This is a genomic window from Hyphomonas sp. KY3, assembly GCF_017309975.1.
Lineage (GTDB): Bacteria > Pseudomonadota > Alphaproteobacteria > Caulobacterales > Hyphomonadaceae > Hyphomonas.
In genome coordinates this window covers 3,284,580-3,305,459 of record NZ_CP022271.1, presented here as the reverse complement: position 1 = coordinate 3,305,459, position 20,880 = coordinate 3,284,580, and the positions used below count along the sequence as shown (strand labels likewise).

19 protein-coding genes and 1 tRNA gene are annotated in these 20,880 nt (G+C 57.7%); 14 read left to right on the top strand and 6 right to left on the bottom strand.

Features of this window, described 5'->3' with window-relative positions; translation table 11 throughout:
- Together CFA77_RS15860 and CFA77_RS15855 are read left to right on the top strand one after the other, a co-directional pair.
- Positions 1–1,437 (top strand): heme biosynthesis protein HemY, encoded by a 1,437-nt coding sequence (locus CFA77_RS15860; protein WP_206991519.1) that lies wholly within the window; start codon positions 1–3, stop codon positions 1,435–1,437.
- A 93-nt stretch (positions 1,438–1,530) separates the two neighbouring features.
- Positions 1,531–1,606, top strand: a tRNA-Thr gene (locus tag CFA77_RS15855).
- 68 nt (positions 1,607–1,674) lie between these two features.
- Here the strand turns inward: CFA77_RS15855 and CFA77_RS15850 are convergent.
- Positions 1,675–4,002 carry an EAL domain-containing protein gene (locus CFA77_RS15850; RefSeq protein ID WP_206991518.1) on the bottom strand — a complete coding sequence of 776 codons (2,328 nt, stop codon included), beginning with the start codon at positions 4,000–4,002 and terminating at the stop codon, positions 1,675–1,677.
- 86 nt (positions 4,003–4,088) lie between these two features.
- Positions 4,089–5,300 (bottom strand): FecR family protein, encoded by a 1,212-nt coding sequence (locus tag CFA77_RS15845; RefSeq protein ID WP_206991517.1) that lies wholly within the window; start codon positions 5,298–5,300, stop codon positions 4,089–4,091.
- Between the two features lie 219 nt (positions 5,301–5,519).
- Between CFA77_RS15845 and CFA77_RS15840 the strand changes: the two genes are divergently transcribed.
- A complete protein-coding gene (locus CFA77_RS15840) occupies positions 5,520–7,073 on the top strand; it encodes a ShlB/FhaC/HecB family hemolysin secretion/activation protein (RefSeq protein ID WP_206991516.1) in 1,554 nt (517 codons plus the stop codon).
- Between the two features lie 12 nt (positions 7,074–7,085).
- On the opposite strand, the gene thpR is transcribed toward CFA77_RS15840, so the two are convergent.
- Together thpR and CFA77_RS15830 are read right to left on the bottom strand one after the other, a co-directional pair.
- Positions 7,086–7,610, bottom strand: coding sequence for an RNA 2',3'-cyclic phosphodiesterase (thpR, locus tag CFA77_RS15835; protein WP_206991515.1), 525 nt, complete (start codon positions 7,608–7,610; stop codon positions 7,086–7,088).
- A 91-nt stretch (positions 7,611–7,701) separates the two neighbouring features.
- Positions 7,702–8,034, bottom strand: coding sequence for a DUF2853 family protein (locus tag CFA77_RS15830; protein ID WP_206991514.1), 333 nt, complete (start codon positions 8,032–8,034; stop codon positions 7,702–7,704).
- Positions 8,035–8,389: 355 nt separating this feature from the next.
- Here CFA77_RS15830 and CFA77_RS15825 point away from each other — a divergent pair, with 355 nt between their 5' ends.
- The 10 genes from CFA77_RS15825 to CFA77_RS15780 all read left to right on the top strand — a co-directional run bounded on the left by CFA77_RS15825 (position 8,390) and on the right by CFA77_RS15780 (position 17,793).
- On the top strand, positions 8,390–9,136 hold the full coding sequence (locus CFA77_RS15825; protein ID WP_206991513.1) for a Bax inhibitor-1/YccA family protein: 747 nt from the start codon (positions 8,390–8,392) through the stop codon (positions 9,134–9,136).
- Positions 9,137–9,217: 81 nt separating this feature from the next.
- Positions 9,218–9,757 carry a GNAT family N-acetyltransferase gene (locus tag CFA77_RS15820; RefSeq protein WP_206991512.1) on the top strand — a complete coding sequence of 180 codons (540 nt, stop codon included), beginning with the start codon at positions 9,218–9,220 and terminating at the stop codon, positions 9,755–9,757.
- 99 nt (positions 9,758–9,856) lie between these two features.
- Positions 9,857–10,459 carry a peroxiredoxin gene (locus CFA77_RS15815; protein ID WP_206991511.1) on the top strand — a complete coding sequence of 201 codons (603 nt, stop codon included), beginning with the start codon at positions 9,857–9,859 and terminating at the stop codon, positions 10,457–10,459.
- A 111-nt stretch (positions 10,460–10,570) separates the two neighbouring features.
- Complete coding sequence (locus tag CFA77_RS15810) at positions 10,571–11,956, top strand: M28 family peptidase (protein WP_206991510.1); 1,386 nt, start codon at positions 10,571–10,573, stop codon at positions 11,954–11,956.
- A 9-nt stretch (positions 11,957–11,965) separates the two neighbouring features.
- Complete coding sequence (locus CFA77_RS15805) at positions 11,966–12,496, top strand: hypothetical protein (RefSeq protein ID WP_206991509.1); 531 nt, start codon at positions 11,966–11,968, stop codon at positions 12,494–12,496.
- Positions 12,497–12,506: 10 nt separating this feature from the next.
- On the top strand, positions 12,507–13,748 hold the full coding sequence (locus tag CFA77_RS15800) for a murein hydrolase activator EnvC (protein WP_206991508.1): 1,242 nt from the start codon (positions 12,507–12,509) through the stop codon (positions 13,746–13,748).
- A gap of 28 nt (positions 13,749–13,776) precedes the next feature.
- Positions 13,777–15,099, top strand: a complete 1,323-nt coding sequence (locus CFA77_RS15795) for a S41 family peptidase (protein WP_206991507.1) — start codon at positions 13,777–13,779, stop codon at positions 15,097–15,099.
- 83 nt (positions 15,100–15,182) lie between these two features.
- Positions 15,183–16,481 carry a divergent polysaccharide deacetylase family protein gene (locus CFA77_RS15790; RefSeq protein WP_206991506.1) on the top strand — a complete coding sequence of 433 codons (1,299 nt, stop codon included), beginning with the start codon at positions 15,183–15,185 and terminating at the stop codon, positions 16,479–16,481.
- A 2-nt stretch (positions 16,482–16,483) separates the two neighbouring features.
- Positions 16,484–16,993 (top strand): RNA pyrophosphohydrolase, encoded by a 510-nt coding sequence (locus CFA77_RS15785; protein WP_206993284.1) that lies wholly within the window; start codon positions 16,484–16,486, stop codon positions 16,991–16,993.
- A 29-nt stretch (positions 16,994–17,022) separates the two neighbouring features.
- Entirely contained in the window at positions 17,023–17,793 is a 771-nt protein-coding gene (locus tag CFA77_RS15780) for an alpha/beta hydrolase (RefSeq protein WP_206991505.1), read from the top strand.
- A gap of 68 nt (positions 17,794–17,861) precedes the next feature.
- Here CFA77_RS15780 and CFA77_RS15775 read toward each other — a convergent pair whose 3' ends face one another.
- Together CFA77_RS15775 and folE are read right to left on the bottom strand one after the other, a co-directional pair.
- Positions 17,862–18,182 carry a hypothetical protein gene (locus tag CFA77_RS15775; RefSeq protein WP_206991504.1) on the bottom strand — a complete coding sequence of 107 codons (321 nt, stop codon included), beginning with the start codon at positions 18,180–18,182 and terminating at the stop codon, positions 17,862–17,864.
- A gap of 136 nt (positions 18,183–18,318) precedes the next feature.
- On the bottom strand, positions 18,319–18,936 hold the full coding sequence (gene folE / locus CFA77_RS15770; protein WP_034815219.1) for a GTP cyclohydrolase I FolE: 618 nt from the start codon (positions 18,934–18,936) through the stop codon (positions 18,319–18,321).
- Positions 18,937–19,307: 371 nt separating this feature from the next.
- On the opposite strand from folE, the gene cysS reads away from it, so the two are divergent.
- Positions 19,308–20,693, top strand: coding sequence for a cysteine--tRNA ligase (gene cysS / locus CFA77_RS15765; protein ID WP_206991503.1), 1,386 nt, complete (start codon positions 19,308–19,310; stop codon positions 20,691–20,693).
- The last annotated feature ends 187 nt before the right edge of the window (positions 20,694–20,880 follow it).

Sequence of the window (20,880 nt, the reverse complement as noted above, 5' to 3'; positions counted from 1 at the left end):
ATGAATCGGATTGTCCTGTTTGTCGTAATCTTGCTGCTGTTTGCAGTGGCGGCTTCTTTTGCCTGGTGGGCATTGTCACTGCCGGGTGCGGTGACTGTTCCGTATGGCGAGCAGGAGATCTCGATCCAGTCGGGTCTGGCCGCGTTTCTCATGCTGTTGCTCGGCGGCGTGATCGCCTTTGCCTGGTGGATCCTGAGCGGCCTGTTCATTCTGCCCGGAAAGATCGGAAAGTCCCGCCAGGTATCGCGCACGCGTAAGGCCAATTCTGCGCTGACAGAAGGCTTGCTTGCTGCCGAAGCCGGCGATGCCAATACCGCGCTGAAACTGGCTCGCAAGGCCGGGAAGCATGCGGACGACGAACGATTGCAATTGCTGCTCGAAGCCCGTGCCGCCGAAGCCAATGACGACTGGGCTGGCGCTGAGCGCGCTTGGGGCCAGTTGACACGCCTGCCGGGCGGGCAGCTGGCGGGCCTGCGCGGATCAGCATCGGCTGCGGCTGAGCGCGGTGACCAGCAGACGGCGGAGTCCCGGGCGCGAGACGCGCTGGGCATAAAATCCTCGGCCGATTGGCCGTTCAACTCGCTGTTCGATTTGCAGGTCGCGCGAGGGGAGTGGACGAGGGCGCTGGAAACGCTCTCGATCGGTGAGAAGCGCGGTCTCATCAAGGGCGATAGTTTACGCCGTCGCCGGGCGGTATTGCACACGGCGCGCGCCGCTGGCTTGCCGCATGACCGCAAACTGGAAGCCCAGAAAGAACTCGCCGAAGCCATGCGATCTGCACCGGCATTCTCTCCTGCGGCTTGGCATGGCGCACGCCAGCTGATGACCGATGGCAAGGCAAAATCAGCGCAAGGCGTGTTGGAAACGGGCTGGAAGGCGCGGCCACATCCGGCGTTGGCACAATTGTCTCGTCGCCTTGTTCCTCAGGACACACCGGAGAATGTTTCAGCACGCCTCAAGGCCCTGATTAATACGAACCCCACTCATCGCGAAAGCCGTATCCTGGAGGCCGAACTGGCTATGGATTCTGCCGACTGGACAGGTGCGATCAAGGCGCTTGCCTTGCTAGTCGAAGAGAATCCGACGGCACGGCTTTGCTTGCTGATGGAGCGCGCCTTGAAAGGCTATGGTGATACGTCTGAAGCCGAACGCTGGGGCCGCATGGCCGTTTCCGCGTCGCGCGAGCCGGACTGGTCGGATCTGGATCCGAAAGGTATGGCGTTCGACTTCTCGCAGCGCAATTGGAGCCGGCTCGTCTACACGTTTGGCGATGTCGGAGACCTTGTCCATCCACGTTATGAATCCTTCGGACGCGAACTCGAGGCCGGCCGAGTCATGGCGCTGCCGTCACCCGAAGAGGAGGATGATCTCGCCACTGCCACTGCGCCGAGCGAACCCCGCATGCCACCGCTGGATTATGTCTCGGATGATGACTAGGCTTGGCGACTGCAGCTGCTGGCTCGCCACGTACAAAAGCATCTTGCGAAAATAGGCCTCTGTCGGTATGACGCGGGGCTCATCAGTGGATTTGCCGCTATAGCTCAGCTGGTAGAGCATCGCATTCGTAATGCGGGGGTCAGGTGTTCAAGTCACCTTAGCGGCACCATTCTCTCTTCCCGAAAATTCAATACCCTCAAGCGCTCGCCTATCTGCGTGCGCATCCCCAGATGCGTTTCATGTACCGGTCTCTGCCAGTGAATGCTCGGGAAGCAGGTGATTTGCGGGAAGGCGCCTGCTGCGAGAGAATGCGATCAGTTTGTCGACTGCCATAGGGCGCCCCGTGAGGTAGCCTTGGATCGCATCGCAGCCGAGCGCCTTGAGTGCATCATAAGTGGCTTCATCCTCGACACCTTCGCACACCACCCGCATGCCCAGCGCATGTGCAAGATCGAATGTGGATTTCAGGATCATGCGGTCACGCTGGCTGTCCCGGACATCCGAAATCATGCTCCGGTCGAGTTTCAGTTCATCGGCCGGCAGACGCTTGAGATATGCAATTGAGGATTGCCCTGCGCCATAATCATCAATCGCCAGCTTGATTCCGGCATCGCGGAAGGCATTCGCTGAGCAGATGGCGAGTTCAGGCTGCTCCATCACAGCCGTTTCGGTGATCTCGATCGCAATCGTCGCGCCGGACTGATTGATCGTTTCAGCGAGCTGCCGACAGAAGTCGATCTCAAGCAGGGACCTGGCAGACATGTTCACGGCAATGGCGGCATCTACCCCCATCCGGCGCATCGTCGATTGATCTCGTATAGCCTGCTTAATCGCCCAGAGCGTAAGCTTGTCGATTGCACCGGTTTTCTCGGCGACGGTGATGAAGCTGTCCGGCGCGATCTGACCGAAGGCCGGATGGTTCCAGCGCATCAACGCTTCGACGCCGACAATTTCGTGGCTTCTGGTACATATCTTGGGCTGGTAGACGAGGTGGAACTCATCACGGTCCAGTCCCGCGTTCACTTCCGTCAGCAGGGCGAGCCTGAGCTGGGGATCTTCAAACTGGGCCTCTCCCCAGCGAACCAGGTCGCGTCTTGTCCGTCGGGCGTGGTCCAATGACAAGGAGGCGCGGGACAACGCTGTCTCCTCATCGTCGGTCTGGCTTGCGATCATGGCGACGCCTGCCGAGAGCTCGATATGGAGCGACTGACCGGCGACGACGATCGTGTGTTGCAGCGCCGATCGAACGTCATCGATGCATTTGTCGACGCTGTCCTGGTCGCCCACTCTGATCAGCGTGCCGAGGACAGATGCTCCCAAATGGTAATGTGTAAGACCTGTGCCGGTTTCGTAGAGACGTTTGGCAGCCGACCGGATCAGGGTTTTTGCGTTGGTGTAACCAATCGCGCCGCGTAGTTCGCCGAACCTCCTGATGCCGAATGTGACAACGAGTATGCTCGCCTCGGGGTCTGTTCTGTGCAGGTCCGTCAGGGCGGCCAGCATCGAGCGACGATTGGGCATGCCTGTCTCGGAATCATGTTCGGCCATATAGGTCAGATAGTTTGATTCCTGCTCGAGAAGTGCGCGCTTGTGCCTGGAGAAGGCATTCCAGATGCCCGCAGCGGAACTCCATCCCAATGCGAAGATCAAACTGGATGTGTTGATGCTGATTGGAAAGAAATTCTGTATGATGAACGGAATGACAAGAACGGAAGACATCACAAGAACATGGATGCCGAACAGCTGTCGCAGCGGCGTATGTCTTGCCACCACACTGGTTATCATGAGCAGCGCCATTCCGAGGATGAGCATTGGAAGTTTGGACGGGCTGGTCAGAGCTCGGTTTTGAACAAGGCTCTCATAGCCCAGCGCATGCACATAGACGCCCGGCATGGCAGGGGAATGCGGAGTAGAAAGCAGGTCTCCCAGTTCGAGTGCCGTGGCACCGATGACGACGCTGCGGCCAGCGATCAATTTGGGATCAAACCGATTGTGTAGGACATCGTCAAAGCTGATCGTATCTATCTGGTCTGCATCAATACCATAGTCGATCATGAATGCGCGTGTATCGCTGGGCTCCGCTCCGGCAAGAAGGCCTCCCAATGTGGGAATGTACTTTCCTTCATGGACAAAACCGCGACGATACTTGCGCAGGCGCCCGTCGCGGGAAAGCTCCACATTCACACTTGCGATGACGGCGTTCTCTGCCAGTTCACCAAACGGAGTATTTGACTGCCTGTAATCCCGCTGGAGGAAAGCCGGCAGGGCGATCCAGCCCGCATTGTCCTGGACAGCCTGAACCAGTGCCGCATCGCCCTCCGGTGACGACCGGGCGCTGAAATCCACGTCGAGGGCGATCATGCCAGCACCGGCGGCGTTCAGATTGTCCAGTGCCTGTGCGAAACGCTCGCGCGGCCATGGCCATTCGCCAGCCTTGCTGATGCTTTCAGCGTCGATCGTGACGATCGTGACCGTGCCGCTTGGCGCGAGCGACAGCGCATTCATCCGTGTAGAGGCGAGATTGTTGTCGAGGGATACTGATGCGCCGGAAAAAGAGAATACCACCAGGCTCAGGCAGCCAATCAGGCACCCGCGCATTCGCCAAAAAAGATCATAGACAGCGGAGAGTTTCGGACTTTTGGACACAGTGATTAGTCGTCGTCCCGATCGTCGTCACCATCATCGCCATCGTCACCGTCGAAATCGTCCGACCCATCTCCGTTTCCGTTACCATTGCCGTTTCCGTTCTCGGCACCGTTTCCGTTACCATTGCCGTTTCCGTTCTCGGCACCGTTTCCGTTACCATTGCCGTTTCCATTCTCGGCACCGTTTCCGTTACCATTGCCGTTTCCGTTCTCGGCACCGTTTCCGTTACCATTGCCGTTTCCGTTCTCGGCACCGTTTCCGTTACCATTGCCGTTTCCGTTCTCGGCACCGTTTCCGTTACCATTGCCGTTTCCGTTCTCGGCACCGTTTCCGTTACCATTGCCGTTTCCATTCTCGGCACCGTTTCCATTGCCATTCCCGTTCCCTTTATCAGCGCCATTTCCATTCAGGCTGGCATTCCGAGCATTGGTTGCGGCGGCGAAGGCTGCGGCTGCCGCGTTGGCATTCGGTCCGCCAGCGTGCTCGTCTGAACTCCCCTCAGAAGCGGTGTTCGCCACAGAGTTTCCGAGCCCCTGATTGCCATTCGACCGGTCTTGCGCGGCTTCGACGCCAGCTTCGACAGGCTCAAGCAGGTTTTCCGAGGCTTCTGCGTAATCGATTGGAGGTACATTCAAGCCTTCAACACCGTTGGATGCGTCCTTCGGACCACGCACGGTGATTTCGTCAGGCGCACTGCGAACGATGGACGCCGTTTCGCCGGGGTGTACGTCTACAGAGTTACCTGCGCCTTGCGAGCGCACTTCTACCAAGCCATTTGACACGTGTACCCTACCGGCTTCCGGGCTGGCTGAGACCGTGAAGACCGTACCCTTCACCACAGCTGCGATGAGCGCAGTGTCAACGCGAAAGTGTTTCGACTTGCGGCGATCGACTTCATATGCAGCTGAACCAGCATCCTGACGGATACGGGTCATTGCGTCGGAGTTTTCCGACAGGACCAGCCGGCTCTCGGAGGCGATATTGATGCGCTGGTCATTTCGTACGAGTGTGGCCGTGCCTGTCTTGCCGGTCGTGACCAATGTTCCGGTGGGAAGCTCCATGCCCGACCGCGCCTTGGCGATAGCCGTTCCAGGCACCATGACGCGAACGACACCATGACTTTCCGCGAGTTGCCAGGAGTCTGAATCCGCGCACGCGAACTGAAAACTTGCCGCTAGGCACGCGCTGAGAATACTGGCAACCAGAAATCGAAACATCTTATATAAACCCCATATATATCAGGGTATTATTAGACATCACGGCTCTAAATACCGAGTTAATATGAAACGCAGGTATTTAAGATGGCATTCACAAATTCCGAATAGGAACGAGTCTCATACTCTAATAAATGGAACACGGTCTTGCGAGCTGCGCGCACGAAAAATCTTCGCTTTCGCCTGCTCGCAGTTGCGTCGATGATAACGGTATCATCTGTAATGGCCAGTCCAGCACACGCGTTGTCGAGCTTGCTGCGGGGGCGTCTCGAAAGTCCTGAAAAAGTTGCGCCATCATGTCAGCTTGGCGACGAAGGATGCTTCACTCTTCTGGGTGTATCGGTCGTCGGTGCAGTAACGATTTCGCCTGAGCAACTGTCATTTTCTTACGACAAGCAGTTGGCCAAGCCGACTCAAATGTCAGATCTGGTGATCATCGCGGATCGTATTACCCAGGCCTACCGGGACGAAGGCTACTTCCTGTCGCAAGCGGTGGTTGACCGGCAGGCGCTCGAGTCGGGCATCGCCACGATCACGGTCATTGAAGGTCACATCTCACAGGTTGAGTTCGATGGCACACGTACTGACCTGGCGTCGCCCATCATGAAGGGCTTCACCGACGCACCGATTGCGCATCTCCCAGACCTTGACCGTCGACTGGCCCGGATCAAGGCGATCCGAGGCATGTCTGTCACCTCGCGTATCCGGCCCGACCCGGAGGATCCTTCCCGCCACGAATTGGTGCTGACGACAGATTTCGATCCGGTGGAAGGCTATGCAGGGCTGAGCAATCGGGGGTCTGAACGCGTTGGCCCATTGCAGGCATATGGAGGAGTGGCGTTCAACTCCGTCCTCGCAGATCGCGACCAGTTCCGGCTGAACGTGTTCACAACGCCCGTTGACCCGGGCGAGTATGCCAGGGTGAGCGCCAATTATCGCTACTCGTTCCAGCCGGGCGACAGCCTGCTTTTTGGGGCCGCAACTGCTTTGTCGCAGGACGGGCACAATCCGAACAGTCCCGAAATTGGCGGAGAGTCCCTGTCACTCTGGATGAAGTATGAGCGTCCCCTCATTCAGCGGCGGACGCACCGTTTGTATGCGAGCGTGCAATTCGACGCGGCACATTTGGAGAATGACTGGACGTCAGGGGGCGGGTATCGAGACGAATTGCGAGTTGCACGTGTGGCGCTTCGCGGTCTCCAGACGGATGATGGATCAAAAACCTACTTTTTCGTCGAACTCTCATCCGGGTTGGACATTCTCGGCGCGTCTGGCGAGTCCGTTGAGTTCCGATCCCGCTACGATGCAGATGCGAGTTTTACCAAGCTCTACGCAAAGACATCCTACTATCACGACATTGGGAAGTATTTTGGCATCTACGCTTTGCTGTCGGGGCAGGTTTCCGATGGGCCATTGTTGTCCGCAGAGGAATTCTCTGTGGGCGGACCGGTAATGGGACGCGGGTACGGCTATGGTGAAATATCCGGTGATGAGGGCATCGCTGGCCTGTTGGAATTGCGCGCAGGCTTTTCGCCTGAGAGCGATCTGATCTCGTTTGCGCAAGGCTATGTTTCATACGACGCTGCGATGGTCTGGAATGACACGCCGACCGGGGTCCGACAGAAGGACATGGAGTCAGCTGCGCTGGGATTGCGGATCAACATTCTTGACCGACTGTCGGCAGGAATCGAACTTGCCAAGCCTCTCACCCGTACGCCGTATGATGAAGACAACCGCGACTGGCAGCAGTTTTTCCAGATGTCGGTGACCTATTAGGCCAGCAGCCGGTCAACCCAGCACATAGTCGGCCTCAGCCACATAGCGGCTGGGTCCATCGCCCAAATGGCTCGAGTACAGATGGAAGCCCTCGGCCCAGAACACAGTGCTGCGATAGGCATGATGGCGTTCGACCCATGCCGCGGCTTCGTCGAGCAGAGTGCCGTGCAGGTAGGCGAGGGTAACGTGCGGCGTGAACGGGCGCCGGTCCGGCGCAAGGCCCAGGCGACGGGCGGCGCGTTCGCATTGCGCGGACAGCGCACGCAAGGCATCGCTCTCGCGCACTCGTGCCCAGACGGCGGAAGGTTCCCGCCGGCCGAACCATCCCATGCCTTCCAATGACACCTCGAACGGCGCACAGGATATCTCGGCAAGCAATTCGTCGAGGTCGCGAGCGTCGGCGTGTGAGACGCCTCCAAAGAAACGTAATGTAATATGAAAATTCCGGGGCGGTCGCCAACGGGCACCGGACAGGCCGGTTTGCGTCTGGATTAGGCCCGGATGAATTTCTTCCGGAACAGGGAGGGCGGCAAACAAGCGATACATGGACCGGTTGAACAGGTTTCCGAAGCAAAAGAAAACCCGGTACAGCGACCGGGTTTTCAGAAACTTTTGCTTTTCGCCCAGTTCAGCTGGCGAGTGCGTCCAGCTTACCGAAGTGTTCTGCCAACAAATAGTAGAACGTCACGCGTGACTTTGAGCCACCTTCGGCGCTCATCTGGTCGCAAACTGCCTTGATGGCTGCGTCCAGCTCGCCTTGAGTGTGCGGCAGACCCAGCTTGCCGCGGCACCACTTCTCGCGAATGCGATCAAGTTCAACAGAATCGCTGCAGGCGACAATGGAACTGTCCCGATTGCGCAAGGCAATCCCCAGTCGTCCCACGATCTTTTCTGCTGCGGCCTGATTGTAGCCTTTCGCATATTTCTTGATGTTTTCGGCATATTCAGATGCGTCTGCCATTTTTGTCCCCTTCATTCTTGGCGTCCCCACTGTTGGAATTACGCCAGAACACGAAAATTAACCTTGGGTAATTTCAAGTCAATCCATAAGACCTGTCTGATTGCAGCAGGAAAGGGCCTGATCCTTCTCCCAAATGAGCTTTCAGGACAACACATCGCGCCGGAGGTCAGGATTCATGGCAGGTTCTGCTAATTCGACATAGGCTCAGATGCCTGATCGCCTGCGGGCATTGCGAACGGAGGCGGTCGCATTTACCGCTGGTTTAACTTGCTAAACTTAACTGTCAGCACCATATTCGAGATCAGTTTGGCGGGTGATAAATCCCCGCCTTTCAACCAGAAAGGGTATTGCACCTATGAATGACTTCAATCGTGCCTATTCGCCGGGGCCATCGGGCCAGACGATGGACATGTCGGTCAATGAAGGTCTGCGCAGCTTCATGCTGGGCGTCTACAACAAGATGGCGCTTGGCCTGCTGCTGACCGCAGCATTGGCTTATGCCTTTGGCGCGCTTGTGCCGGAAAGCGTCACACTGACCCTCCTGACCGGACCAATCGGTCTTGTCATCATGTTTGCTCCATTGGCGATCCTGCTTCTGTCAGGCTTCGTCATGAAGAACCCGTCGCCCACAGCGGCGAACCTTGTTTATTGGTCGGTCGTCTCCCTGATCGGTGTCGGCATGGGCGCCATCGTGTATGTCTATGCCCGCCAGCCGGACGGCATGCTGATCGTGTCGAAGGCCTTCCTGACAACGGCCATCGCGTTCGGTGGCCTGTCGCTCTACGGGTATACCACAAAGCGCGACATGTCCGGTTGGGGCGTTTTCCTGATCATGGGCGTCGTTGGCATCATCGTCGCGTCAATCCTGAACATGTTGATCTTCCAGTCGAGCATGATGCACATGGTGATCTCGGTGGTCGGCCTTCTGGTGTTTGCTGGCCTGACCGCATATGACACCCAGCGCCTGAAGAACATGTATTTCCAGATTGCCGGCAATGCCCGCGCAATGGCGGTTGCCACAACCTTTGGTGCGCTCAGTCTTTACCTGGACTTCGTGAACATGTTCCAGTTCCTGCTGGCCATCATGTCGGGTCGCGACTAGCGTCGCTGGTTTGATAAGAGTAGACAAAGCCCCGCTCGCAAGGCGGGGCTTTTTTATGTGCGGTAGGCGGGGGATGTCATCATGGCCATAGGTCCGACAATCGAGACCGAACGATTGCTCCTGCGTCCGCCTCGCGCAGAAGACATCCCCGCGTGGAACGCTTTTCATGCCGATGAAGACGTGATGCGCCATCTCGGCGGCGTTCAGGGGCCGGAGCTGACTTGGCGATCAATATGCACAATGACCGGTGCGTGGACGATTGAGGGCTTCTCCATGTTTTCTGTGATCGAGAAATCTACTGGAGAATGGGTGGGCCGGCTCGGCCCTTGGAGACCAAACGGCTGGCCGGGTACGGAGATCGGCTGGGGACTCGTGCGGTCGTCCTGGGGCAGGGGATACGCGACCGAAGGCGCGACGGCGGCAATGGACTATGCGGTGGATATTCTGGGCTGGAGTGAGGTGATCCATACGATCCTGCCAGAGAACGCAGCCTCTGTTCGCGTAGCCGAGCGTCTGGGTAGCCGCTTCATGAGAAAACAGGAAACGCCGCCGCCGTTTGAGGGCATGATGTGGGATGTCTACGGCCAGACGGCCGATGAATGGCGGGCCCGCCGCAACTGATAACGACCGATCAAGCCTGTGTGAGGTGTGCCGTTTACGCCTCGCCACTGATCCTGCATGCGGGTAAGGCTGGTGCACAGACTTCAGAGGAGACGCCCCATGATCCGTACGCTTACTCTTGCCTCCGTGCTTGCCATGCTGCCAGCGGCGGCGAACGCTCAGGATGCGGCCGATACAATCACAGCCTCCCCGGATACGGCCACCGAGATGCAAACACCTCAGATTGGTCTGGCGCTTGGTCAATCTGCGCCTTCGGTAAATCTGGTGAGACACACTGGAGAGGCGACGAGCCTGTCTGAACTCATGGGAGAGAAGGGGATTGCGGTCGCCTTCGTGCGTTCAGCGGACTGGTGCCCTTACTGCCAAAAACAGCTTAAGCAGATTGATGATATCTCGGCCAACCTCAACGACTTGGGCTGGCCTCTTGTCGCAATTTCGTATGACGATCCCGAGATTCTGTCCAAGTTTGCCCGCAAGAACAGTCTTGGATTTGAACTCCTGTCCGATCCCGGTTCGGAAGCTATTTCGGCGTTTAATTTGCTGAATGAAGAGATGAAGCCTGGCTCGCGCTATTTCGGCATTCCCCACCCGGCGATCATGTTTATCGGCACAGATGAGACGGTCCGGGCAGTATTGCGCGAGGAAGGTTACAAGGACCGCCCATCGCTCGACGTTATCCTGCAGATTGCTGAACAACTTTAGGCAACGGGGCTATTCACTCTGCTCGAAGGACATGTAGTCTTGCGCTGCATAGATCATTGAGAGGCACAGCGGATGAGACAGATCAGGCATATTGCGGGAATATTGGCTGGCATGGCCATATTGGTCGGTGCGCCGTCCTTCGCGCAGGATGCCGACCTGTCGCCGGAAATCGCGGCAACGACGGATCAACTGATCGCGGATGCTCTGCTGGATGAGGTTGGCCTGCAATTTGTCGAAGACCTGACGACAGAAGTCGGGGCCCGCCTTGGCGGCTCGCCGGATGAGGCGCGGGCGCGTGTTTGGGCGATGAACGCGCTCAAGGAGCTGAATTTTGACCGCACGCGCGTTGAGGATTTCACGATCCCGTATTGGGCGCGGACCCGTGAATCGGCCCGCGTGATTGGCGCGAATGCGCAAGATCTCGTGATCACGGCGCTCGGCGGCAGTCGTGCGACGCCTGAAGGTGGACTGGAGGCTGATATCGTCCGGTTTGAAACCCTTTCCGATCTGAAGGCGGCTGATGCTGACAGCCTTGCGGGAAAAATCGCGTTTATTGATGAGCGCATGTACAAGACCCAAGATGGCTCGGGCTACGGGCTTGCCGTGCGCAAGCGGGGCGGGTGTGCCAATACAGCCGCCGAGAAGGGGGCGGTTGCCTGCCTGATCCGTTCTGTCGGTACACAGCCACACCGCATGCCGCACACAGGTGGCATGTTCCGGGAAGGGGCGCTCGGCGCGCTCCCCGCAGCGGCCTTGTCTGGCCCTGACGCTGATCAGCTGACACGATTGTTGGACAGGGGCCCGGTCCGCGTGAATCTCGATATTGGCGTTGAGTATGCCGATGCTGCGCCGTCCGGAAATGTGATCGCTGAAGTCGAAGGATCTGATCTGGAAGACGAAATCATCCTGATCGGATGCCATCTCGACAGTTGGGATCTTGGTACCGGCGCACTGGATGATGGCGCGGGCTGCGGAATCGTCGTCGGGGCCGCCAAGCTGATTGCGGACTTGCCGGGAAAACCTCGCAGAACGATCCGTGTCGTTCTCTACGGCTCTGAGGAAGTCGGCCTGTTTGGAGCGAATGCTTACGCTCGGCAACATGGGGATGATCTCGACAAGCATATGCTTGCGGCTGAGAGCGATTTTGGCGCCGGCCGCATCTGGCGTTTCCAGACCAATTTTGGTGAGGCTGCAATATCCTATGCGGATGTCATGAAGCAGGTATTGACCCCACTGGGTGTGTCAGAAGGCGACAATGCAGCCGGCGGAGGGCCTGATATCGGCGTCCTCCGCAGGGCAGGGGTGCCTGTCGTAACGCCCGCGCAGGATGGCCGGGACTATTTTGACTACCATCACACCCCAGACGATACATTCGACAAGATTGATCCGGAGGCATTCCGTCAGAATGTTGCGGTGTACGCGGCGTTCACATACATTGCGGCCCAGACAGGATGGGATTTCCGGAAGTCGGAGCCGACATTGATGGGTTCGGACTGACGTCCTCGTATGTCGGCGTCTGAAAAAGTGGGGCCAGCCCTCGCGGCCGCGCTCGAGGGGCTGAAACTGGCCCACCGGGAACTGGATCATGTGGATCAGGATCCCGAACGTTGGCGCTGGGTTGCAGTTGGTCTCGTCACGGCGATTAATTGCGCGATCATTGCTGCCCTCTCCGGATATGAGACCGCTTTGGAGGAAGATACAGCTGATCTGAAAATGCCTGGAAGAGTTGCACCTCTGAAATTGTTGCTGCGACGCGCGCGGTCAGATCGATATCTCTTGCCTCCAGAGAAGCTTCCCGCAACGTCGGGCCAGGTCGACGCCGTCCTTCGGCTCGCTGAATACCGGAACGAGGTCGTGCACGGCGTTCTTGCCGGACGGCCGAGCACGATTATTCGAGACGGGCAGATCGTCGTCGGGATGGTCACGCATCTGGTTTGCCTTGCTCCGGCCTTTGATCGGTCGAATCATGCCGTCTATTGCGCACTGATTTCCGATCAGGTTTCTGCGATCAGAGAGCGACTTGCCGTGCTTGGTTAATATTGAAGTCATGACCGACTGCAATAAGGGAGAGATGAGCGCATTCTGGCGACCCCTGACAGTATCGATTGCGGCGTTTGTCTTGACGGCGGCAGCGCCGGATACGTTTTCCCGGGAAGAGTTGCAGGCACTCGAAGCTGAGCGGCAGGCCGCCGAGCAAAAGCTTGAAGCGCTGCAGGCCGCCGGCGAAAATACGCTGAGCGATTTAAAGAACATCGACAGCCAGTTGATTTCGGCGGCTATGGAGTCCCAGCGGCGTGAAGAACAGGCTTCGAACGCCGAGAAATCCCTGATTGATCTTGGTGCGCGTCGAGTATCGGCGCAGATGAGCCTGCTCGAGAACCGCCAGGCTCTGGAAGACCTGCTTGCAGCGCTTGCCGCATCCAATCGCCGGAAGCCGCCTGCCTTGATCGTGTCCCCGAGCAAAGCGAACACGGCTGTGCGCCGGGCCATCCTGATGAGCGAGACAACTCCGCGCCTTGCGACGGAATCGGAAGAATTGTCGCGGGAAATCGATACGCTGAACGAGCTTGAGCGCCGTATCCGCGGCGAAAAAGCCAAACTCGACGCTGCCGAAGCGACACTAGCTTTGAAACAGGTCGAGATTGAGCGGCTCGCCGCTGCCAAGCGTGGGAATTTCGAGGATTTGTCCGGCGATATCGCGTTGTTGAAGGCACACGCGGCAGAGATTGGTGCCAGGGAAGAAGATTTGAGATCATTGCTGGCATCGCTCGAGGCTCAGGCGCCGTCTGCGCCCGGCGCCAAACCGGACCTCAGACCGCGCCTTGTGTCCAATTCGCCTTCGTCGAAACCATCAGCCACGTCCGCTGTTGCGCGTACACCAGCTTCGCGACCACTGGGGCGTGCTGTCATCGGGGCGCTGAAGCCCCCCGTTGCAGGTTCGCTTGCGCGGGCCTTTGGCGAAAAGTTGCCCACTGGTGGCAAGTCGGAATGGGTCGCCTTTGCCACGCGGGCAAATGCCCAAGTGGTCGCACCGGTTGGCGGTACGGTTGAGTATGCGCGGCCATTTCGAACGTATGGATCAATGTTAATTTTGCGGACGAGTGATGGTTACCATGTTATTCTTACAGGCATGAGCCGGATCTATGTCACTGAAGGCCAAGGCGTTTCTGTGGGCGAGCCTGTTGGACGCATGCCTGATCGAGCCGAGCCGGTTCCCGAGCTGAATATGGAATTAAGGCTTGGCGACAAGGTTATGAATCCGGCAGACTGGCTGCCAGGCCGGAGCTAAGGTCAAAAGGATTATGGAGGACTGGAATATGCGTTCACTACTGACAGGGGCTGCCCTTGGTGTCGTTCTGGGTGGCGCGGCTGTCGGATTTTCCGCCTTCGCCTCTCCTGAGGACCGGGCTGAAGATCCGCGCATGGTCACCTACCAGCAGTTGGACCTGTTCGCAGAAATCCTCGCCCGCGCCCGCCAGGATTATGTAACGGAAGTCGACGAAAAGGCTGCCATGAAAGCCGCCATCAACGGCATGCTTACCTCACTCGACCCGCATTCCAGCTATCTCGATCCGGATGATTTTCGTTCGATGCAGGTTCAGACCAGCGGAGAATATGGTGGTCTCGGGATTGAAGTCACAATGGAAGATGGTTTCGTCAAAGTCATCTCTCCGATGGATGATACACCTGCGAGCCGTGCAGGTATCCAGCCGGGTGACCTGATCACATCCATCAATGGGAAGCCGATCATCGGCCAGACACTGAACGAAGCTGTCAAGGAAATGCGCGGCGAAAAGGGCACCGATATCGATGTCACGATCCTGCGCGAAGGCGAGGATCCCTTTGACGTCACTTTGACCCGGGAAGTAATTCAGCAGAAATCCGTTACCTGGAAAATGCAGGAAAGCGATATTGGATATATCCGTATTTCAACCTTCAACGAGCGCACGACTCTGCTGCTTGAAGAGGCAGTCGAAGGCATCGCTAAAGAAACCGGCTCGCGTCCACGCGGCTTGATTGTGGACTTGCGCAACAATGGCGGCGGTTTGCTGGATCAGGCTGTTTCGGTCTCCGACATGTTTCTTTCTGGCGGTGAGGTTGTGTCGACGCAGGGCCGACGCATTTCCGACATGGAGCGCTATAACGCCCGTTCCGGGGAAGTCTTTAAGGGCGTCCCGATGATCGTGCTGATCAATGGCGGCTCAGCCTCGGCTTCCGAGATTGTCGCTGGCGCTTTGCAGGATCGGCATCGGGCCACCGTTTTGGGTACGACCAGCTTTGGCAAGGGGTCGGTGCAAACCGTCATTCCACTTGGCGCAGATCGCGGCGCAGTCCGCCTGACGACGGCGCGCTATTACACGCCAGCGGGTCGCTCCATTCAGGCGCTCGGCATCGACCCGGACATCGAGATCACCCAGGCACGCCTGTCTGAAGAAGAGCTTGCCCAGATCAAGCGCTGGTCCGAGGCCGACCTGCCGCACGCGTTGGCCAATGAAGACGGTGAAGCGCGCAAAGATGTTTCCTTGCCTGATGAGCAGCCGCCTGAAGATTGGGATGGTGAGGATTTTCAGCTCAAGAGAGCGATTGAAATGCTCAAGGAAGGCACTGTCACGGCCAGTGCAATGAGGCGCGCAGGTTAACCGGATGTTTGCAACCTGTTAACCAGTTGGATGCAATTCTGATTGTTCAGAATTCTTTTAAACTGGTTTGACGAGGTCCATCGATGGCTAGCCGCAGGGATGCCGACCCATCTCCTTTGCGCACGGGTCTGACCCATGCTGCTATGAGCCTGCTTGTATTTGGTGGATTGGGTGCCAGTCTTGGTGCCGCGATCCATTATTCCGGTAATCCCGCAGATTCCGGACCGAGCGAAGTGCTGGCCTTGTTTGAGACCAGCCAAGGGTCTACCGCCGCACTCAAATCCCGGCTGAAGGCGGAGACGCCCCAGGATCTTGGCGCGCGTGTGGTTTTGGCAGAAGATGATGCGGTTTCTGATCAGCCAAGCTTGGGCGTGGAATATGCTGAGGCTTCTGCGCCCCGTCCGTCGGAAGTCCCGACCGGGCAGGGGGATGAAGAGTCCTCAGGTGAGGGCATTCGGATCAATGGAAAGCTGGTGCGTCCCGGCGAGTCCTATGGCGAGGTCACGCGTGTAGCGTCGCTCGATACAGCGCCTGTTCCGGGCCTGACGGAGCGGATCAACGGACTGTCTCTGCCGCGCATTTCTGCTGACGGCCAGGCACCGTCAGATGTGTATGCGCGCCCCTTCGCCAATCCCGGCAACCAGCCGATCGTGGCGGTCGTCATTGGCGGACTTGGCATCAATGCGACCCATACCAAGGCAGCAATCGAAGAGTTGCCGCCTGAAGTGACCCTGTCCTTCGCGCCAGACGCGGGCAATCTACAGTACTGGGTCAACAAGGCGCGCGAAAAAGGACACGAAGTCCTGATCGAAGTGCCAATGGAATCCTTCGAGTATGGTCGCATGAAGATGCATCCGCAAACCCTGTTGGCCGGCGACACCGGTGAACGCAATTTGCCGCGTCTCGAAAAGCTGCTCAGCCGGGCAAGCGGATATTTTGGGATCATCAATTATCAGGGTGCCAAATTCGCCGAAGATCCCGGCGCTGTCGGCCCCGTCCTTCAAGCCCTGCATGATCGCGGCATCGCCCTCGTCGAGGATGGCAGCTTCCAGACCGGCGCCTTCGACCGCGCCGCCGGACGCACACAAATGAAATTTGCACGCGCCGCAGCCACAATTGACGCAAAGCTGACCGCAGATGACATCCGGACTGAGTTGCTGGGCCTCGAAACGCTCGCGAAGGAAAACGGCGCGTCCATGGGAACTGGGTATGCCTTCCCGCTGACAATCGAGATCGCCAAGGACTGGACGAAGGACATGCAGAAACGTGGGGTCGTTCTGGCACCGGCGTCTGCCCTGATTTCGGTGTCTGCAAAAACTTCCCAACCGAAGCGCGTCCAGACTGGAAGCTTGTCTCAGGCTCCGGTAAACCCGGAAGGGTGACGATACACGCGCCCGATCCCGACCTCTACAGACCCAATGTCGGTCTCGCCCTGTTTTCAAAAGCAGGCTATGTTTTTATTGGGCGGCGCATCAATGGCCGGGGAGCGTTCCAATGGCAGATGCCGCAGGGTGGCATCGACAAGGGCGAGACGCCCTTGGTCGGCGCACTCCGCGAACTCGAAGAAGAAGTCGGCGTACCGGAAAAACTGGTGGATGTTCTCGAGGAGACGTCGGACTGGTTATTCTACGATTTCCCACCTGATTTGAAGAAGCGTTTGCCCGGGCCTTATATTGGTCAGCGGCAGAAATGGTTCGCTTTCCGGTTCAAGGGGGCCGATAGCGATGTTCGCCTCGACCGGCATACGCCGGAATTCGATGCTTGGCGTTGGGCGCGGCTCGAGGAAGTTCCTTCGCTGGTCGTGCCGTTCAAGCGCATGGTGTATTCTGAAGTTTCCCAGCGGTTCACCAGTTGGGCCGAACCGGTCCCCGGCCACAAGGAAGTTCAGGGTTGAAACCCTCCAAGCAATAGAGGCGTAAACCGATGACAAAATCCTTGCTGATGATCCATGGGATCGGGTGTGGCGGTGAGGTCTGGGATCGGATGCGCGTGGGGTTCGAGGCGGCAGGCTGGAACTGCGACGCTCCAACACTGTTTCCGGACCAGCGGGTGCCTGACTCTCCTCCAGCTTCGCTGTCTGATCTCGGCCTGGATGACTATGTGAAATCCATGGCGGATACGGTTCGCCGGATTGAGAGTGAAACTGGCAGCCCGCCTGCCGTGATTGGCCATTCGATGGGGGGCTTGATTGCCCAATGCCTGGTCGAGCAGGGGCTCGTGAGTCAGGCGGTCTTCCTGACGCCGGCTCAGCCCAAGGATTGCAGCGCGGTGACCCTGTCGGTCGCCTATACATTTCTCAACATCCTTATCAGCCGGAATCGTTCGAAAGCTTACAAAGTTTGGGAGTCAGGATTTCGTTATGGCGTGCTCAACAAGGTGCCGTCGCGTCGTCATGCTGAGATCTACGCTGATGCGCTGTACGACTCCGGGAAGGTTTACGGCGACATCGCAGATGGAATCGAGATCGACGAGACCTTGTTTACAATTCCAACACTGACGATCGCTGCTGGTGCAGACCGTGCGACGCCTGCCAAGGCCGTCCGCAAGGTGGGGCAAAAATACGCAAAAAGCCCAGTAGCGGGTGACTTTCTGGAATATCCGAACAATGCCCATTGGATCGTGGATGAGCCGGGTACTGACAAGGTGGTTTCGGACATTGTTGCCTGGCTTGCAAAGACGAAACCTGCTGCTTGAGGCGGTCATGAAAAGAGGCACCCGCCGATTGGCGAATGCCTCTAAACCCGTTCAGTCCTTCCAGCCGATCAGTCGGCAGCTGTGATCGTTGCAGTGCCGGATTGGCCCGCAGTATTGGTAAAGCCAGTCGAGAAGCCGACGTCTTCGCCCAGTTCGTCGAAGGTTGCACAAATATCACCTTCGGGTGTCTGGCCACAGATTGTCTTGGATTCTTCATCCATCGTGTACGGAATGGGATCGCCTCCATCCATGGAGGCCGTGCCGTTTTCATAGAATACAACAAGCGCGGTCGTGCCATCGCTGCTTGCGAATTCGACCGTGGTGGATTGTGCCATCGCAGGCAGGGCGAACAGCGTAATTGCCGCACTCGCCGCTAAAAAGAGTTTCATGGAAGTCTCCTCCGTCTTTCGGGATTGTTCTTTTGCACTCTACCTCGGTTTCGAGGCTATCAATGCTGGGGACGGAGTCCATAAAAAAACCCCGGCATTGAGGGCCGGGGTTGATCAATTCTGAGAGAAAGTCGGCTCAACCCTTGCCGGCCATACGCAGGAAGCGATTGCGCAAATCGGCATCCGATTTGAACACGCCAGTAAACTGCGTGGTGATCGTGCTGACATCCTTGTGGTGGACGCCCCGTGTCGACATGCATTCATGCACGGCATCGATCAGGACCGCCGTGCCCATCGGGGCAAGGCTGTCGGTAATCGCATCACAGATTTGCGCGGTCATGGTTTCCTGCGTTTGCAGGCGCTTCGAGAAGATCTCTACGACGCGTGCCAGCTTGGAAATACCAACAACGGCTGCCGACGGCATGTAGGCGACATAGGCCTTGCCAAGGAAGGGCGCCATGTGGTGCTCGCAATGGCTCTCCACGTCGATGTTGCGCAGCATGACGATGTCATCATAGCCCTGCACGTCCTCAAAGGTACGCGACAGGTATTTGACGGGATCTTCCTCATAGCCGGAAAACCATTCCTTGTAGGCGTTGACGACGCGCTTTGGCGTGTCGAGCAGGCCTTCGCGACGCGGATCGTCGCCAGCCCACGCGATGAGCGTGCGTACGGCTTCTTCGGCCTCTTGAACGGTAGGGCGCTTGATGGGCTCTGCGCGTGCCTTGTCTTTATTGGGAGTGATGGCATCCATGGCCATGATTGAAGTTTCCTTCGACTGAGGGACGAGGGTCGAGCCGAGGCTTGGTCTGGGAAAGCGTAAAAATGCTCCCCTGCCCGGACTTAACGCCCGCCCGGAGTTGATACCCTCAGGGCGATATGAGGAACATAAGGGTGCGATGGCCTTGTTTCCAGCCCTTTCTACGCTGACGTCGCGCGACTGGATGACTCCATTCTTGGCTTTTCTGCGCGCCGATGATATCGCCGTCGACATGGAACGTGTTCGATTTTGTTGTCGTCCTGCCTGCCGGTGTTGCTGTTAACCCATCAACACGCCATTAGGGCTGGCCAGCTACCCGTAGCGCCAGCGATACGTCCAGACTTCCGAAATCGAGCCCAAAAACCATGACAATCCGCATCTACGACACCGCCGCGCGCAAAAAGCGCGTTTTCCATCCGCAGGATCCGGCGCGCGTGACGATGTATGTCTGCGGCCCGACTGTCTACAATTACGCCCATATCGGCAATGCGCGTCCGCCCATTGTGTTCGATGTGCTGCGGCGCCTGCTGATGAGGGTGTATGGTGAGGATGCGGTGATCTACGCGCGCAACATCACCGACATTGAAGACAAGATCATCAAGGCCAGCGTCGAGACCGGCGAACCGATTGAGACGATTACGAAGAAATTCGCCCAAATCTACAATGCCGACACGGCTGCACTGAACGTGCTCGCGCCCGGCATTGAGCCTTGGGCGACCGATCATGTCGGCGAAATGATCGAGATGATCGAGAAGCTCGTCCGCAAGCGCTATGCCTATGTCGGCAAGGAAGGCGTCTGGTTTTCGGTCAATTCCATGCCGGATTATGGAAAGCTGTCTGGTCGCAAGCTCGAAGACAATGAAGCCGGCGCACGCGTTGCTGTCGACGAAGACAAACTCGACCCCGCCGACTTCGCGCTCTGGAAATTCGCCAAGGAAGGTGAACCAGAAGATGCGATCTGGGACAGCCCGTGGGGCAGGGGACGTCCCGGCTGGCATATCGAATGCTCGGCCATGGCCGCAAAGCATCTCGGCAAGACGATCGACATTCATGGTGGCGGGATTGATCTTCAGTTTCCGCATCATGAAAACGAAATTGCCCAGTCCGAATGCGCGCATGGCGAGATCATGGCGAACTATTGGATGCACAATGGCTTCTTGGATATGGGCGGCGAGAAGATGTCGAAATCGCTCGGCAATGTCGTTCTGGTGCACGAGCTATTGAAGCAATGGCACGGTGAAGTGCTGCGCTTTGCCATGCTGAGCGGGCATTACCGCGCGCCGCTCGACTGGACGGAAGACTTGCTGAAACAGGCCAAGACAACGCTCGACCGGATTTATGGCGCGTTGCGCCGTGTGTGGGACGCTGAAGGCGGTGAAGTCGATGACCGGGGCGTCTTCGACGCCCTTTGTGATGATCTGAATACACCCGAAGCGCTCGCTTCGCTCTCGCGCATTGCCGGCGAAGCGAACATGGCGGCGGACAAGGGAGATACGGATGCTATGGCGACGGCCCGCGCAAATTTGCTCGACGCCGGCGAAATGCTTGGGCTTTTGACCCTGACTCCCAAAGCCTGGGAACAGGGCGGGGATGATGATGGCAATGACCGCATCAATGGACTTGTTCAGGCGCGTATCGATGCGCGTGCAGCCAAGGACTGGGCTGAAGCTGACCGAATTCGTGATCAACTTGCTGCCGAAGGTATTGAGATCATGGATGGGGCCGGTGGCTCGACTTGGCGACGTATTTGATTTTTCAGGCCGACTGCAATTGCCCCGATGACGGAAGCTTTAATTGACCTTAACAGGCCGCTCCTGTGTGTTCGGGCCACGGCCTGAGCGCCCCGTTTTCAATGCACGACACGCCTTTGCCGCCTGCCTCGCGTTCGCGCCTGAGTCAGGCGGCATTTTTTGTCACCGTGCCTCAGCCTTGCGCCGT